Source organism: Chryseobacterium sp. A321 (assembly GCF_054489265.1).
In genome coordinates this window covers 910990-925460 of sequence record NZ_JBTMWZ010000001.1, presented here as the reverse complement: position 1 = coordinate 925460, position 14471 = coordinate 910990, and the positions used below count along the sequence as shown (strand labels likewise).

The window sequence follows — 14471 nt, the reverse complement described above, 5'->3', positions numbered from 1 at the left end:
ACGCCTCACAAACGCTCCCTGCTTTTTCAAATCCCAATTAAATTCTCTAAATTTGCGCCTAAATAACGATGAAACAGCTCCGATTACTTGTCTCCAAAGACTATTTACTTTACCAAATTACCAATGCGAAAAGCGTATTGGAAGAAAAGGAACTGCTCTTAGATTTGGAATCCAAAGAACAATCGTTTTTGCAGCCCATTGAAAACCTTCTTAAAAGCTCGTTCGATAAGATTGAAGTTTATTCTGCTTTTAACCATTTCACCCTGATGCCCGAAGGTTTTTCTCAGCACGAAATGGGACTGGATCTGCTTTCCCTGAATGCCTCTCTAGAGAAAGACGAAGAAGAACTGATGCTTGCGGTGAATAAAAAACATGCAGTTCAGTTTTATTACACCTTCCCAAAGGATCTTTACCAGGTTATAAAACAGAAAAATAAGAATGCAAAATTCAACTTCTCTGGAGAAAAATTTTTAAACCAGATCTCAGTTAAAAAACCAAGAGAGGTTCACATAAATTTGTATCAGAACCAATGTGAATTTTTCGCATTTGCGAACAAAAAAGTAGTGCTCTACAACCATCTAGATTTGCAATCCGAGGTTGACTTCCTGTATTTCATACTTTTCACTTTAAGCAAAATTGATTTCTCCCTTAGAGAAACCCGGTTTCACATATACGGAGAAACCTCTCAAAACGAAACCTTTATCTCGGAACTCAATAAATTTGCGACCCATTTAAAAATTCCTTTCGACAATTTGCCGAAAAAGAATTTCATCTTAAATTAACCCCCAAGAACTCAGACGATGTTTAGAATTATCTCCGGACGCTGGAAAGGCAAACGAATTGCTGCTCCCAAACATTTCGAGGTCCGTCCTACCACGGATTTCGCAAAGGAAGCCCTGTTCAGCATCCTAGAGCACCGTCATGACTTAGAATTCCTTACGGTCCTAGACCTCTTCGCAGGCATTGGATCGATTTCCCTAGAATTTGCTTCTCGGGACTGCAAAGACATTACCGCCGTAGAGCTCAATCCGAAGCATTGCGCCTTTATTAACGCGACCGCAGCAGAGCTAGACATGGCACTGCAAATCAATGTGCAACGTGCGGACGTTTACGAATACTTAAAAAAGAACCGTAGTAAAAAGCAGTTTGATTTGATCTTTTGTGATGCGCCCTTTGAATCCACCGACGAGGCACAATACCAAAAACTAATCGATCTTGTTTTAAATGGGGATTTTCTTAAGCCGGGGGGAAGTTTCATCTTGGAACACACCACACGATTAAAGCTGCAGCATCCTTCTATTCTTGAAAGTAGAAAGTACGGAAACATCACGTTTTCCTTCCTTCAAAAACCAGAAGCAGCATCAGAAGTTGAATCGGAGCAAACTCCGATTACAGAGGCCTAAGCTCTAAAGGAATCGCGTTTCCAAAAATCTTTTTTGAAATCTTTTCAAAGTTTTTCGTCACGTCCGAGACGTAGAAATGATATTCCACGTTCTGATTTTCACTCTGGAGCAAATGGCTCGAATCAAGGATGAATTTTAAGTGACCCACCACAATGCTTGGCGAGTCGATAATACGAACTCGGTTGCCGTAAAACTGCTTAATTTCGTCCATTAGAAGAGGGTAATGCGTACATCCCAAGATCAACGTTTCAATATTCTTAAGCTTATTTTGACTTAAATAATTGTAGATGATCGCGCTTGTAATGGGATGGTTCCGAAAGCCTTCCTCAATCGCAGGCACTAAGAGAGGGGTCGGAAGTTCATCCACATGAATAAACTTGTTATGTTTTCGAATGCTTTTTCGATAGATTCCCGAGCTCACGGTCGCTTTGGTTGCAATCACGCCCACATTGGTATGAATTTCAAAAGCTACTTTTTCTGCCACGGGACTAATTACATCAATCACCGGGACTCTTCCATCGACCAATTCTTTGATTTCTTTCAGAGCATTCGCAGTGGCCGTATTACAAGCCACCACAATCGCTTTACAGCCCTGATCTAGTAGAAATTGAGTGATTCGACGGCAATAGCCTTGAATCGCTTCGGGAGATTTATCTCCGTAAGGCAAATGCTTTGTATCGCCGTAATAGATGAAATTTTCCTTGGGAAGGATCTTGCGAATTTCTCTTGCGACGGTCAGTCCTCCTACTCCTGAATCAAATATTCCGATAGGCATATCTGCGTGAAGAGAAGAGTAATCTGGTTTTTTTATTTTCAAAGCGATTCCAATTTGTTGCAAAAATACAAATATTATTTCTCGTATGGATTTCTAGCCTCTTCTTGGTGGCTAGATTTTGAACAAATCGGAAGCGATACCGTCGGCCATAAACCAATGTTCGGAAGGAATCACAAGGCGATTCCCCTCCATTTTTAAATACCCGTTGTCCATTTTTGGAGTCAGTTCATTGCCAAAATGGGTAAGAATCTCCGATGAAAATTCCGATTGAAGCCTTTGTAAGTCTACCCCTTTGCGAGTTCGAAGACCTATCATTAGCATTTCATTGTAGCGGTCCTTTTCTTCAAGAATCTCAACTTCCAACGCAACCGCTCCCTCGCGAAGGGATTGAATGTATTTTGTGTTGTTTGCCACGCTCCAGCTTCTTTTGGACTTCCCATCATAGGAATGTGCTGAGGGTCCAATTCCAAGGTAAGGTGAATAATTCCAATAGGCGGAATTGTGTCTTGACTCTTTTCCAGGCACTGCAAAATTTGAAATTTCATAGTGACTTAGTCCTTGCTTTTTAAGATACTGCGCCATCCAATGAAACTGATCGTTTTGAAGGGCTTGACTTGGCGGGGGAACGATCTTCTCTTGCACCCAATGGCTCAAGGTCGTCTTAGGCTCCACCGTAAGGGCATACGCTGAAATATGAGGGATTTCAAGGGACATCGCAATTTGAAGATTCTCTTGCCAAATCTCCATAGAAGAGGTCATCGCTCCGTAAATCAGGTCTATTGAAAGATTTTCAAACCCAAAGTCCTGACTTCTTTTAATAGAATCGAGAGCCTCGGAGGCAGTATGTGCGCGATTCATGAGGATTAAATCGTCCTTGAAAAAACTTTGAGTTCCAATAGAAAGTCGATTAATCGGTGTTTTTGAAAGCGCCCCTAACTTCACTGCAGACAAATCATCTGGATTCGCCTCCAGCGTAATTTCAATATCCTCGTCCCAATCATAATAACGCTGCGTCTTTTCGAGAAGTGCCCAAAGTTCATCTACTTCCAAAAGGGACGGCGTACCGCCTCCAAAATAAATCGAACGAAGTGGCTTTTTCTCGAGTTCCCGCTCCCGAAGAGATAATTCTTTATGGAGAGCAAGTAGAAGCTCCTCTTTCTGATTTAAAGAAGTGGAAAAATGAAAATTACAATAACTGCATTTTTGTTTACAAAAAGGAATGTGAAAGTAAATCATGCGCCTTTATTAATTATGCTCTAAATACATCCTCCATTTGTCTAGTGCTTCTTGCATATCCTGAGGCATTGGACTTTCAAAGAACATAGGCTCCTTGGTGGTGGGATGGATAAATCCTAGGGTATGCGCATGCAGCGCATGGCGAGGGAGCACCTCAAATACATTCTTAATAAAGTGCTTGTATTTCGGTAAATTGACGCCTCGTAGGGCTACATTTCCTTCGTATCGTTCGTCGTTGAAAAGCGTATGGCCGAGGTATTTAAAATGAGCTCTAATCTGATGAGTACGTCCTGTTTCCAGGCGACACTCTACCCAAGTCATATGGCGGAATCTCTCTTTTACTTTGTAATGGGTCACCGCATGTTTTCCACTGCTCCCGTCAGGGAAAACCGCCATCTGCATGCGATTCTTCTCGTGGCGACCGATATTTCCTTCAATAGTACCCTCGTCCTCTGCTAGGTTTCCCCAAACAAAAGCCCAGTAAAGTCGCTTTGTCTTTCTTTCAAAAAATTGTTTCGCTAAGAAACTTAAAGCAAATTCTGATTTTGCGATCACGAGTAGTCCGGACGTATCCTTGTCGATTCGATGCACCAGTCCTACGCGGTCTAAATCGCTTTTCTCTTTGTTCTTCTCAAAGTGAAATGCAAGCGCATTCACAAGAGTTCCGTCCCAATTGCCGTGGCCCGGGTGCACCACCATACCTGGAGCTTTGTCCACAACCAAGACTTCTGAATCTTCGTACACAATATTCAAAGGAATATCCTGAGGAACAATCACATTTTCTCTAGGAGGACGACTTAAGAGAACGGAAATCTCATCGCCCGGTTTTACCTTGTAGTTTTGTTTGACAGGCGTTCCGTTCACAACGACATTGCCGGCTCTACAGGTCTGAGAGAGTTTGTTTCTTGAAGAATTTTGACGGAATATTAGTAAGTATTTGTCAATACGAAGTGGCACCTGACCCGGATCCACCTTGAGACGCAAATGCTCATACAGGGCGCCGCTTTCCTGATTCTCGTCCTGAGAATCTTCGTTTCCATCAAAGTCTAACTCGGGATCTTGATCTTCTATTTCGTTATAATCTTGGCTCATCCGCTATTGAAAATAGCTTCACGCAAACGTTGAAGCTATTATATTTCTATTATTTTATTGACTAAAAGTTACTCCACAATTACTTTTCGAGCCTTAGGCTTAGTTTCATCCTTCGATTCTGGCGTTTTAGAAGTACTCGATTTTTCACTTGTTGTTTTCGGTGTTTTTGCCGGTTCCACCGGTTTTGCTTTTTGCTCGGGATCTGTTTGTGGGGGTGCTGGGATGACCGGGTTTCTCGGAGCCGTCTCTATAGGATTGGAAGTATCTTCCCATTCAATAGGTGCTGGCGCTCGCTCAATCTGGGTCCGATAAATAGAATTGAGCTGCTGGATTTTTCCCATCATTTGGGCTGGAATCTTTTTGCTAGCCCAAAGATCAATTTGCATTCCTTGGTCCCGAATAGCTCCGCCTTCAGGATCTTGGTAGTACACAATATCCGATTGATCTCGGTTTGGGTCTTCAAAATCAATCAGACCAATTTCAAACAAATTGTTTGAGATGACCGCTTTTGCTTCTTGGACTGTGAGACCTACTAAGTTGGGAACCGTTACATTTCGTTTGGGTCCCGTACCAATGACTAAATCTATGCTTGCAAAACGAGGAAGTTTCATTCCTGGCTTGACGATGGTACCTCCTCTCTGCATACGAATAACCGCATCACGCTGAATGTTAGGCTCATAAATCGTATCGCCTACCTTAAGCCCAATCGATTCCAACTGCCTAAAGGCAAGTCCTTTGTATTGATCTAAGATATCAGGTACCTGAACCGGTGCATAGGTTCGAGGGTTTACTTTTAGAAGAATAGCTCGTCCTCCTTTCACTCTTGAACCTACGGCTGGATAGATTTGCAAAACCTGGAAAGGCTTAAACTTAGGATCGTATTTAAAACTATCCACTTCGTAATGAAGTCCATTGTCGTCCAGTACTTCAATCGCTTGGTGTACGGATAAATTGACGACATTGGGAACTGGAATTTCTTCCCCATGATTGGTGTGGACTTCAAGCCAACGAAAGGTAAGCCAGACGAGACCTAAAAATACAATGGCTGCGAGAAGTATATTCCCTAGTACCTTCCAGTGAAAAAGCGATTTAAACATACAGTATCCTTGTTACAGAAGACAAATATAACTAATAATTTTAAAAACGGGATTGGATTTTCATGCCCTTGAAGCGTGAGAACATTATTTTTTTTCAAAAATCTGCTAGCTTAAACAAAATTGCTAAATTTGCCTTACCCTTAAGGTGCAGTAAATATGAATAAAAAGAACGTTGCCGTGGTCATGGGCGGATACAGCGAAGAATACAAAGTTTCGCTTAAGAGTGGACAACTCATTTACGACTCCCTAGATCGGGAGGCTTACCATGTTTATCGCGTAGTCATCTTAGAAGATGAGTGGTATTTCATGGACGATAACGAACAAAAAGTTCCGATTAATAAAGCCGACTTTTCCGTAGAAATGCAAAGCGGGTATGTTCTCAAATTCGATGTTTGTTTCAATACCGTTCACGGTCGACCGGGTGAAAATGGAGAACTGCAGGCCTATTGGAATACCATTGGACAAAAATACACGGGATGCAACTTTTACCAGAGTGCCTTAACGTTCAACAAAAAGGATACCTTAGCCGTTCTAGCAAAATACCAGGTACCTTCTGCCAAAAGCGTCTATTTACGGAAAAACGATCGGATTGAGGCAGAGCAAATTATTGAGCACCTGGGACTTCCCCTTTTTGTGAAGCCCAACCAAAGCGGCTCTTCGCTCGGAATTACCAAAGTGAAATCCTTAGAAGAATTCCCGGAAGCGATCCGAACCGCTTTTGCCGAGGACGACGAAATTTTAATTGAGGAGTTCCTAGACGGAATGGAAGTTTCGGTCGGCGTGGTCGATTTCAAAGGAGAAACCACCGTTCTGGGAATTACAGAAATTGTTCCCGAAACCGAATTCTTTGATTACGCTGCAAAATACCAGGGAGCTTCCCAGGAAATCACCCCAGCCAGAATCTCGGATTCAATCAAAGAGAAAGTGGAGAAAGTAGCGATTCGTGCGTACGACTCTTTAGGGATGAGTGGATTCTCAAGAAGTGAATTTATCATTGTAGAGGGCATTCCCTACATGCTAGAGATGAATACCAATCCCGGGTTCTCTCCCACGAGCATATTGCCACAACAAGCGACCCATTTTGGTCTCAGCATACAAGAACTCTGCGGAAATGAAGTGGAGAAAGCCTATAACAAACCCCTTTAACAACGCTTATGAGAATTGCGGTATTTCCGGGATCATTTGACCCGATTACTTTAGGACACTTTGATATTGTGGAGCGAGCAGCGCCTCTATTTGACAAAATCATTATTGCCATTGGACAGAACTCTCAAAAGAAATACATGTTTTCTTTGGAACAGCGAAAAGAATTCATTCGCAACACTTTTAAAGATTTTCCAAATGTGGAAGTTGACAACTTCGAGGGCCTCACCATCGATTACTGCCGCAGCAAAAATGTAAATTTTATCCTTAGAGGCCTACGAAATCCTGCCGACTTCGAATTCGAAAAAGCCATAGCGCAAACCAACCGAACTCTCACACAAGACAATAAAATTGAAACCATTTTCCTTCTCACCTCTTCTGGAAAATCCTTTATCTCAAGTAGTATTGTTCGAGAAATCATTACCTTTAAAGGAGATTACGAACTCCTAGTACCCACCGCGGTACGCGTCTAATTTAACCTGTTTGTATTGGAAATCCATCACAATTTCAACCTCTTCATAGAGGTCGTAGGAACCCTAGCCTTTGCGATGTCAGGTGCTTTTGCAGCTATGCAGAAACGCCTAGATCCCTTTGGTGTCCTTATTATTGCATTTGTTACTTCGGTAGGAGGCGGAACGGTGAGAGACCTACTCCTAGGCGTACCTGTCTTTTGGATGCGCGATATGCTGTATCCTATCACGATTTTCATCGGGACCGTTTTGGCCTTTATCGTCAAATCCTTTGAACGAAATTTTAAAGTCACCCTCTTTATTTTTGACAGTTTTGGTCTTGGCCTTTTCACCATTATCGGAATCCAAAAAGGCTTAAGCCAAGAACTTCACCCTTTGATTTGCTTAACACTTGGAACGATCACCGGTTGTTTCGGTGGGATTTTAAGAGATACATTCCTGAACCGAATCCCATTGATTTTTCGAAAAGAAATTTATGCAACCGCTTGTATTGTAGGGGGTGGGATTTTCCTTTCTCTGATTCGGTACACCAACCTAGCCTATGTCATCATTCAAATTGCAACGATTCTTCTTATTGTACTGATTCGAACCTTCGCCGTTAAATACCATTGGCAGATGCCCAAATTCTACGACCAGAGAACCAATTTTGAAGATTAATCTTCAATCCATAGAAAAGAATTAGCCTGCAATATCCTTGCAGGCTAATTCCTTTTTATTTGAGTTATTTTTCTTCTTAAGAGAACTTGCCTCTTTGTCTCATGTGTGGATTGTGCATATGCTTCTGCATAGAAGGCATCTTTAACTGATCTTTCATCATTTTGATTTGATCGGTCATCATTCCAGCACTGTCTAATTTTCTAGCTTCCTCTAAAAGTCTTTGTCCTTCTTGCTTCCGACCTTTGGAGATAGCCACAGCAGCTAGGTTTAGGTTAGCCATGGCACGATCGTGCTTCATATTTAATCCATACTCGAGGGCCTTTTTCATCAAGGGTTCTACTTTCACAGGTTGATCTTGCGCTAGCGTTAGACCTTGCATATAATGGAAGTATCCATACTGCGATTTGTGCAATTGGGTTCTGTAATTTTTAATGTTCTCAAGCCACTGCCCTGCTTTCTCTGTATTTTGCTTACGCATCTGCCAGAAAGCAAGTAGAATGTATTCATTTTTGAAAAACAGCGCGATCGGAATTGCACTAAGAAGAAACACGACGATTCCCCACCCTGTTTCCCGAGTGAAAAACATCATGTAGACGCCTAGACCCATCAAAAGGGCTGCAAATACTAATTTTATAATTTTATTCATTTCTATTTTTATGTGGTACAAAGATAAAAAAATGCCTTTAAAAAGGAAGTTCTAAAATTGGAATTCCTTTTCTTCTTTTGGAGAAGTCGCCAAGCACGAATTACGCTCAGGTCATTTTACTTCTTCTTAAGAAATCAGCTATCAATCTTATAGTGGTTTTGAAAACTAAGCTTCTGTCTCCTTTTGAGCATCCTTCCGCTCGTAAGTCTGAAAACAAAGATCATACTCATTTTTTTCATCTGCCTCTTCACATCTTTCACTTGTTTTGATCCAGAGTTTCGAATCAATCTTGGGAAAGAACGTATCGGCCTCAAGGCTCGTTTTTACGAGGGTCACTTCCAATCGATCCGCATTTTCAATCGTCTGCTCATATAGACTTCCTCCTCCGATCACGTAGATATCTGGATTGATTTTCTTGGCAAACTTTAGCGCTTCTTTAAGGCTTCCTACAATCAGAACCCCTTCCATAAACCAATCTTTCTTTCGGCTTACGACAATGTTGGTCCGATTGGGAAGCGGCTTACCAATGCTTTCGAAGGTTTTTCGTCCCATGACAATGGGATGATCACTCGTCAGTGCCTTAAAGTGCTTTAGGTCCTTTGGCAAGTGCCACAAGAGCTTATTGTCGTGTCCAATTTCTCGATTCTGCCCCATGGCCACAATTAGCGTCGTCATTTTTTTTGAATTTTGACAAAAATAGCACATAATTTGTATATTTACGAGGCATTAAACCATATAATATTTAAACTATGAGAAATAAGGGTTGTCTTAGCGCAGGCACCATTGGAATCGCACTAGTCGTTATTGCTGCTGTGTTATTCTTTTGGGGGAAAAATGCCTACAACAGTTTTGTTCAAGGAGAACAAAAAGTAAATGCTCGTTGGTCAAACGTGGAAACCGTGTACCAAAAACGTGCGAATTTAATTCCAAACTTAGAAAGAACCGTAAAGTCTTACGCACAATTTGAACAGGAAACCCTTACAGGTGTGGTAGAAGCTCGTTCGAAAGCGACCTCTGTTACCATTGACCCAACCAATATGACGGAGGCGGACATGGCCAAATTCCAAGCCGCACAAGGCGAACTCTCCGGAGCGCTTAGTCGATTAATGGCTGTCGTGGAGCAGTATCCTAATTTAAAAGCGGACCAGCAGTATCTCAACTTCCAACGAGAATATACGGCAATTGAAAACTCCATTCGAGCGGAAACCGTCACGTACAACGGTGCCGTGGAAGAATATAACAATTTAGTGAAAACCTTCCCGAACAATGTTTTGGCTGGCTTGTTTAACAAAGGTGAAAAACCTTATTTCAAATCCGCTGCTGGATCTGAAGTAGCGCCTGAGGTCTTTTCTAACTAAAAAACAATGAAAAAGTCTTTTCTTTCAGAATCGCAAATGTCCTCCCTCGTGGAGGCCATTTGTGAGGCTGAAAACCACACCAGTGGTGAGATACGAGTCCATATTGACGCGACAACCCCAAAGGACAATGCCGCCGTGGCTTTTGCTGCTTTCACGAAACTGGGAATGCAAAATACGAAGGAGCGTAACGGCGTGCTATTTCATGTCAATTTTGAACAGAAATATCTAACCATTATTGGGGATGAAGGAATTCATGAAAAGGTAAGGCAACAATTCTGGGACAATCTCCACGACAACATCACTGCAGAATTTGCCCAGGGCCGTTTTTATGAGGCTCTAAAAGAGGCCATCTTAAAAACAGGCCAAGAACTAAAAAACTATTTCCCAATTCAGGAGGGAAATCCAAACGAACTATCCAATGAGATTACATTCTCGTAACTTTTTTACGATTCTATTTTCCTTTGCTTTTAGCGCTTTGTTATGGGCTCAATACACCGTACCCGAAAAGCCGAAAGTGCTTTACCCGGTCTATGACGAGGTGGGGATTCTTTCAAAGCAGCAGCAGGATCAATTAAACGAGAAACTCATCAAATTTGAAGACTCTACCTCCACAGAGATAGAGCTAATTATTATCCCCTCCACGAAAGGCGAAGATGTAAATTTCGTAGCCTGGCAATTTGGAGAAACTTGGAAAATCGGTAAGAAAGAAGTAGACAATGGGATTGTTCTGCTAGTCGCTGTAGACGACCGAACTCTTGCCATTCAACAAGGAAGAGCGGTGGAAAAATACCTTACGGCCGCAGTCGCAGGACAAATCATTGACTACCTTATTACCCCAAGTTTCAAAAAAGGAGATTACTACACAGGACTAGACCGAGGCACCACTGCATTAATGGAAGCGGTTCAAGGACAGTTCAAACCTATTGTAAAAGACCCTTCAAACAATGAAATGCCTGGCATGGGTCGGATCATTGTAATTTTCATTATTGTGATGCTCGTTCTGATCATTCTCTCGAAAACGGGTGGCGGAGGTGGCGGAGGCTACCGAGATGAAGATAGAGATGTCATCTTAAGCAAAAGAGGGAGAAGATCGTATCCCGGAGGATTCTTTCCTTTCCCACCGATAGGCGGTGGGGGTTTCGGAGGAGGAAGCTTTGGCGGCGGAGGCGGCTTCGGAGGTTTCGGCGGAGGAGGAAGTTTTGGTGGTGGAGGAGCCTCTGGCGGTTGGTAATCCAGACGCAATCCTCTTTCTGTCAAAATAACGAAGGTTGTTTGAGAATTTTCCCAAAACCTTTACGATTGGTACTCTTTTTTTCACTAGATTAGAGCTCCAATCTATTTTATGTGAAAAACACACTGGTTATTTTCGCTCACCCTTACTTGGAATATTCTTATTCCAATCGGGTACTAATTAATTTTTACGAAAGACATCAGCATTACGATTTTTTAGATCTCTATGAATTGTATTCCGATTTTCACATTTCTGCATTTAAAGAACGAAAGCGCCTTGCACACTACGAGCGTTTTGTTTTTCACTTTCCAATTATTTGGTTTGGTATTCCTCCTCTGCTACGCCTTTGGTTAGACGAAGTCTTAGACCCTACCTGGATAAACGCTGAGATCGAAAATCCCTTTGAAAACAAAGAGGTTTTCATCTTGACCACTACGAGAAGCAAGGAGCGGTCCTTTGGACCTTCTGGTAAACACGGCTATACGATTGAACATTTAATCAGTGGGCTTATTGTCACATTAAGAGCCTTTGAGGCGGATCTAAAACCCACCTTCATTGTTTACGAAGCCGAAAACTTAACCAAAAAAGAAATCATTCAACACAAACAAAACTTTATAAAACTCCTTACAAGTTAATGGAAACCAACATTGCAATGAACCTACTGATTTTCTTAGGAGCTGCCATCATTATGGTGCCGCTCGTACGAAAACTTGGACTGAGTTCCGTCATTGGTTATATCCTTGGCGGAGTCATTATAGGTCCTTTTGTATTGCAGTTAACAGGAAAACAAACGGACGGCATCATGCATGCCACAGAGTTTGGCGTCGTGATGCTTCTTTTCATTGTAGGACTTGAACTCGAACCTAGGAAATTCTGGTCGATGCGTAAACGCATCGTGGGACTGGGGCTCTCACAAGTCACCCTCACCATTGGACTTTTGTTTCTTGCTTTTATTTTGGCCGGTTGGCGAGTGAATCAGGCCATTGCCGTGGCCATGTGTTTTGCCCTTTCTTCCACCGCGATAGTATTGCAATTATTGCAAGAGAAAAACTTAATTAAGACCACTGTGGGGGAAGCCTCTTTTGCTACCCTTCTCTTTCAAGACATCGCCGTTATTCCCATTCTTGCCATACTTCCTTTGATTGCGAAATTTGAAATTAAAGAAGAAAACGAAGTTCAAATTTTAATTCAAAATCTACCCGAATGGATGCAAGGAGCCACCGTGATCTTAGGGGTCGTACTTCTCGTCCTCTTAGGTAAATACGTTTTTGTTCCTTTCCTAAGGTATGTGTCAAAAGCCGGAATGAGTGAACTACTAACCGCTTCGTCTCTATTTTTAGTGATTGGAGTATCTGAACTCATGGTGGCCGTTGGACTCTCCCCTGCATTGGGTGCCTTTCTTGCTGGGGTCATGCTTGCTAACAGCGAATTCCGTCATGAACTCGAAGCTCAAATCAATCCCTTTAAGGGACTTTTGTTAGCCGTCTTTTTTGTGAGCGTGGGAGCGATGATCAATTTTGCTACCATTGCAAGAGACCCCCTTTTTATCTTCTCCACGGTAGTCGTGGTACTTGCCATCAAATTATTTGTGCTTTATGCCGTGGGCAAGTTCTTTAAGATAGAGAACAAACAAAACTTTTTTTACGCGTTTGCTCTCTCTCAAGTAGGAGAATTTGCCTTTGTGCTTCTGAATTATTCTCAAAACTTATATCTTATCTCCTCTACTCTTAATTCTCAAATGATGGCCGTTACAGCCATTACGATGACCATTACCCCTCTACTGCTCATCTTTTATGAGAAAAAACTAGCGCCCAAGTTCACACCTGGAGAGTCGGATGAAAAGCCCTTTAACATTTTGGACACCAAAATACAGGATAAAAAAATCATTATTGTAGGGTTCGGACATTTTGGAAGCACCGTCGGAAGACTCCTAAGAGCAAGCAAAATTTCTGCGACGGTTTTGGATTATGATCCGGAGCGAATCAAAGTGCTTCGAAGTTTTGGTTTCAAAGTTTTCTATGGGGACGCTACGAGAATTCCGATTCTAAGAGCGGCCGGAATCGAAGAAGCGGAAATTCTCATATTGGCCCTAGACGATCCCGATTCCAATAGATTCATTGCGGAAACCGTTCGAGAACATTATCCGAAAGTGAAAATATTTGTCCGCGCTAAAAACAGATTGGATGCCTATCATTACCTCAACCACGGGATTGATCAGATTTACCGTGAAACCCTAGGAACTGCCGTGGATATGGCGGTGGATGTATTGAGTGAAACGGGCATGCGAAAATACGCAGCCCGTCGACTCGGAAAACGATTTATGAACATTGATAAACTTTCGGTTCGAAAAATTGCGAAAGAATACGAAAGCGGCGAAGGACTGAGCTTTTCTACACGGGAATCCATTCAAAGAGAAGAAGCGCTTCTCTCCTTAGACAACCTCAATTTTGATACGCACGATTGGAACGATTACGACGAAGCGGAAAATGAGAATCTTCCTTAATCCATACGAACGGATCCTCCAGAACTTACATGCCTTGTTAAGATTACATTCCCTCTTTTTAAAATGGTCACATCCCCGCTGCTACTTGCACTTGCATTGGCCCTTTGGGAAACCGACACTTTCACATCGCCACTGCTACTGGCTTTGATTGCCGCATCTTCTACGAAAAGGGACTCGGCTTTAATATCGCCTGAAGAACTTGCCTTCAACTCTGCATTCCTTGCTTTTCCACTTAGTTTAAGATCTCCCGAAGAGGAGGCTTCGGCAGTTAGGTTAATGGCCCATATTTTTCCAGAATAGTCTCCACTGCTAGAAACATCTAAAAAGAGGTCATTTGCTTCTACATCTCCCGCAATACTTCCACTGCTTGAAGCTTTCAGATTCATTCTTTCTTGCGTAAATTTACTTTGAATCACAATGTCTGCAGACGAATCCGCCGTGACCCCTGAAAGTCTATTTGTGTAAATTTTTGCTCTCACTTTGTGCGCGCCTCGAATTGAGGTTCCAGGTTTAAAGGTTATATGAAGATGATCTCCGCTTGAATCTACCAAAACTTTGTCTAAAATCGATTCCGGTGCAGAAATAACCACTCTTTGGCGATTCGATTGAATGATTTCCGCATCGATGGATGTGGAAACGCGAACGGTCTCAAAGGAAACCTTAAACGATTTTTCACTCATAGGCCCTGTGGCCGAGACTTGATCTTGGGTGACCCAATTTGAAATAACTCCCTGAGGATCTGAAGAATTACATGCATATAAAGCTTGAGAAAACAGGCAAACGATTAGAATTTTTTTCATACTATTAATTTTAAGGGTATTCAAATTTAAGATTTTGTATCTTTATCTCTTACTATTATA

Annotated in this window: 17 protein-coding genes; 10 read left to right on the top strand and 7 right to left on the bottom strand. The window is 42.1% G+C overall.

Annotated features, from left to right (window positions below):
* Nucleotides 1-68: 68 nt before the first annotated feature.
* Nucleotides 69-782, top strand: a complete 714-nt coding sequence (locus ACX3PZ_RS04455) for a DUF3822 family protein (RefSeq protein ID WP_459083348.1) — start codon at nt 69-71, stop codon at nt 780-782.
* A gap of 18 nt (nt 783-800) precedes the next feature.
* On the top strand, nt 801-1403 hold the full coding sequence (locus ACX3PZ_RS04450; protein WP_459083347.1) for an RsmD family RNA methyltransferase: 603 nt from the start codon (nt 801-803) through the stop codon (nt 1401-1403).
* Here the strand turns inward: ACX3PZ_RS04450 and murI are convergent.
* The 4 genes from murI to ACX3PZ_RS04430 form a co-directional block, all read right to left on the bottom strand.
* The gene (murI, locus tag ACX3PZ_RS04445; protein WP_459083491.1) at nt 1390-2178 is read right to left on the bottom strand and encodes a glutamate racemase; all 789 of its coding nucleotides are present in this window, start codon (nt 2176-2178) and stop codon (nt 1390-1392) included. The genes ACX3PZ_RS04450 and murI overlap by 14 nt on opposite strands.
* Before the next feature lie 111 nt (nt 2179-2289).
* Nucleotides 2290-3414: a radical SAM family heme chaperone HemW gene (hemW, locus tag ACX3PZ_RS04440; RefSeq protein WP_459083346.1), complete on the bottom strand. Its 1125-nt coding sequence runs from the start codon at nt 3412-3414 to the stop codon at nt 2290-2292.
* A gap of 9 nt (nt 3415-3423) precedes the next feature.
* Nucleotides 3424-4506: an RluA family pseudouridine synthase gene (locus ACX3PZ_RS04435; protein ID WP_459083345.1), complete on the bottom strand. Its 1083-nt coding sequence runs from the start codon at nt 4504-4506 to the stop codon at nt 3424-3426.
* A 68-nt stretch (nt 4507-4574) separates the two neighbouring features.
* On the bottom strand, nt 4575-5603 hold the full coding sequence (locus tag ACX3PZ_RS04430; RefSeq protein ID WP_459083344.1) for a PASTA domain-containing protein: 1029 nt from the start codon (nt 5601-5603) through the stop codon (nt 4575-4577).
* A 156-nt stretch (nt 5604-5759) separates the two neighbouring features.
* Here ACX3PZ_RS04430 and ACX3PZ_RS04425 point away from each other — a divergent pair, with 156 nt between their 5' ends.
* Genes ACX3PZ_RS04425 through ACX3PZ_RS04415 form a run of 3 tightly spaced genes read left to right on the top strand, consistent with a single transcriptional unit; the run spans nt 5760 to nt 7873 of the window.
* Nucleotides 5760-6749 (top strand): D-alanine--D-alanine ligase, encoded by a 990-nt coding sequence (locus tag ACX3PZ_RS04425; protein WP_459083343.1) that lies wholly within the window; start codon nt 5760-5762, stop codon nt 6747-6749.
* A gap of 8 nt (nt 6750-6757) precedes the next feature.
* Entirely contained in the window at nt 6758-7219 is a 462-nt protein-coding gene (gene coaD / locus ACX3PZ_RS04420) for a pantetheine-phosphate adenylyltransferase (protein ID WP_459083342.1), read from the top strand.
* Between the two features lie 21 nt (nt 7220-7240).
* The gene (locus ACX3PZ_RS04415; protein WP_459083490.1) at nt 7241-7873 is read left to right on the top strand and encodes a trimeric intracellular cation channel family protein; all 633 of its coding nucleotides are present in this window, start codon (nt 7241-7243) and stop codon (nt 7871-7873) included.
* Nucleotides 7874-7949: 76 nt separating this feature from the next.
* Here ACX3PZ_RS04415 and ACX3PZ_RS04410 read toward each other — a convergent pair whose 3' ends face one another.
* A complete protein-coding gene (locus ACX3PZ_RS04410) occupies nt 7950-8519 on the bottom strand; it encodes a DUF2892 domain-containing protein (protein WP_459083341.1) in 570 nt (189 codons plus the stop codon).
* A gap of 165 nt (nt 8520-8684) precedes the next feature.
* Entirely contained in the window at nt 8685-9194 is a 510-nt protein-coding gene (locus ACX3PZ_RS04405; RefSeq protein ID WP_459083340.1) for a dihydrofolate reductase, read from the bottom strand.
* A gap of 74 nt (nt 9195-9268) precedes the next feature.
* On the opposite strand from ACX3PZ_RS04405, the gene ACX3PZ_RS04400 reads away from it, so the two are divergent.
* The 5 genes from ACX3PZ_RS04400 (at nt 9269) to ACX3PZ_RS04380 (ending at nt 13611) form a co-directional block, all read left to right on the top strand.
* Nucleotides 9269-9877, top strand: coding sequence for a LemA family protein (locus ACX3PZ_RS04400; protein ID WP_459083339.1), 609 nt, complete (start codon nt 9269-9271; stop codon nt 9875-9877).
* 6 nt (nt 9878-9883) lie between these two features.
* Nucleotides 9884-10315, top strand: a complete 432-nt coding sequence (locus ACX3PZ_RS04395; protein WP_459083338.1) for a TPM domain-containing protein — start codon at nt 9884-9886, stop codon at nt 10313-10315.
* The gene (locus ACX3PZ_RS04390) at nt 10296-11108 is read left to right on the top strand and encodes a TPM domain-containing protein (protein WP_459083337.1); all 813 of its coding nucleotides are present in this window, start codon (nt 10296-10298) and stop codon (nt 11106-11108) included. Before ACX3PZ_RS04395 ends, ACX3PZ_RS04390 begins: the two co-directional genes overlap by 20 nt.
* A 113-nt stretch (nt 11109-11221) precedes the next feature.
* On the top strand, nt 11222-11743 hold the full coding sequence (locus ACX3PZ_RS04385; protein WP_459083336.1) for an NAD(P)H-dependent oxidoreductase: 522 nt from the start codon (nt 11222-11224) through the stop codon (nt 11741-11743).
* Nucleotides 11743-13611 (top strand): monovalent cation:proton antiporter-2 (CPA2) family protein, encoded by a 1869-nt coding sequence (locus ACX3PZ_RS04380; protein ID WP_459083335.1) that lies wholly within the window; start codon nt 11743-11745, stop codon nt 13609-13611. Before ACX3PZ_RS04385 ends, ACX3PZ_RS04380 begins: the two co-directional genes overlap by 1 nt.
* Here the strand turns inward: ACX3PZ_RS04380 and ACX3PZ_RS04375 are convergent.
* Nucleotides 13608-14411: a head GIN domain-containing protein gene (locus ACX3PZ_RS04375; RefSeq protein ID WP_459083334.1), complete on the bottom strand. Its 804-nt coding sequence runs from the start codon at nt 14409-14411 to the stop codon at nt 13608-13610. The two genes, ACX3PZ_RS04380 and ACX3PZ_RS04375, sit on opposite strands and share 4 nt — an antisense overlap.
* Nucleotides 14412-14471: the final 60 nt, after the last annotated feature.

Excerpts from the sequence above, each read along its gene's own strand:
- ACX3PZ_RS04455 (WP_459083348.1), top strand. The coding sequence starts at position 69 with ATGAAACAGCTCCGATTACTTGTCTCCAAAGACTATTTACTTTACCAA.
- ACX3PZ_RS04450 (WP_459083347.1), top strand. The coding sequence starts at position 801 with ATGTTTAGAATTATCTCCGGACGCTGGAAAGGCAAACGAATTGCTGCT.
- murI (WP_459083491.1), bottom strand. The coding sequence starts at position 2,178 with ATGCCTATCGGAATATTTGATTCAGGAGTAGGAGGACTGACCGTCGCA.
- hemW (WP_459083346.1), bottom strand. The coding sequence starts at position 3,414 with ATGATTTACTTTCACATTCCTTTTTGTAAACAAAAATGCAGTTATTGT.
- ACX3PZ_RS04435 (WP_459083345.1), bottom strand. The coding sequence starts at position 4,506 with ATGAGCCAAGATTATAACGAAATAGAAGATCAAGATCCCGAGTTAGAC.
- ACX3PZ_RS04430 (WP_459083344.1), bottom strand. The coding sequence starts at position 5,603 with ATGTTTAAATCGCTTTTTCACTGGAAGGTACTAGGGAATATACTTCTC.
- ACX3PZ_RS04425 (WP_459083343.1), top strand. The coding sequence starts at position 5,760 with ATGAATAAAAAGAACGTTGCCGTGGTCATGGGCGGATACAGCGAAGAA.
- coaD (WP_459083342.1), top strand. The coding sequence starts at position 6,758 with ATGAGAATTGCGGTATTTCCGGGATCATTTGACCCGATTACTTTAGGA.
- ACX3PZ_RS04410 (WP_459083341.1), bottom strand. The coding sequence starts at position 8,519 with ATGAATAAAATTATAAAATTAGTATTTGCAGCCCTTTTGATGGGTCTA.
- ACX3PZ_RS04405 (WP_459083340.1), bottom strand. The coding sequence starts at position 9,194 with ATGACGACGCTAATTGTGGCCATGGGGCAGAATCGAGAAATTGGACAC.
- ACX3PZ_RS04400 (WP_459083339.1), top strand. The coding sequence starts at position 9,269 with ATGAGAAATAAGGGTTGTCTTAGCGCAGGCACCATTGGAATCGCACTA.
- ACX3PZ_RS04395 (WP_459083338.1), top strand. The coding sequence starts at position 9,884 with ATGAAAAAGTCTTTTCTTTCAGAATCGCAAATGTCCTCCCTCGTGGAG.
- ACX3PZ_RS04390 (WP_459083337.1), top strand. The coding sequence starts at position 10,296 with ATGAGATTACATTCTCGTAACTTTTTTACGATTCTATTTTCCTTTGCT.
- ACX3PZ_RS04380 (WP_459083335.1), top strand. The coding sequence starts at position 11,743 with ATGGAAACCAACATTGCAATGAACCTACTGATTTTCTTAGGAGCTGCC.
- ACX3PZ_RS04375 (WP_459083334.1), bottom strand. The coding sequence starts at position 14,411 with ATGAAAAAAATTCTAATCGTTTGCCTGTTTTCTCAAGCTTTATATGCA.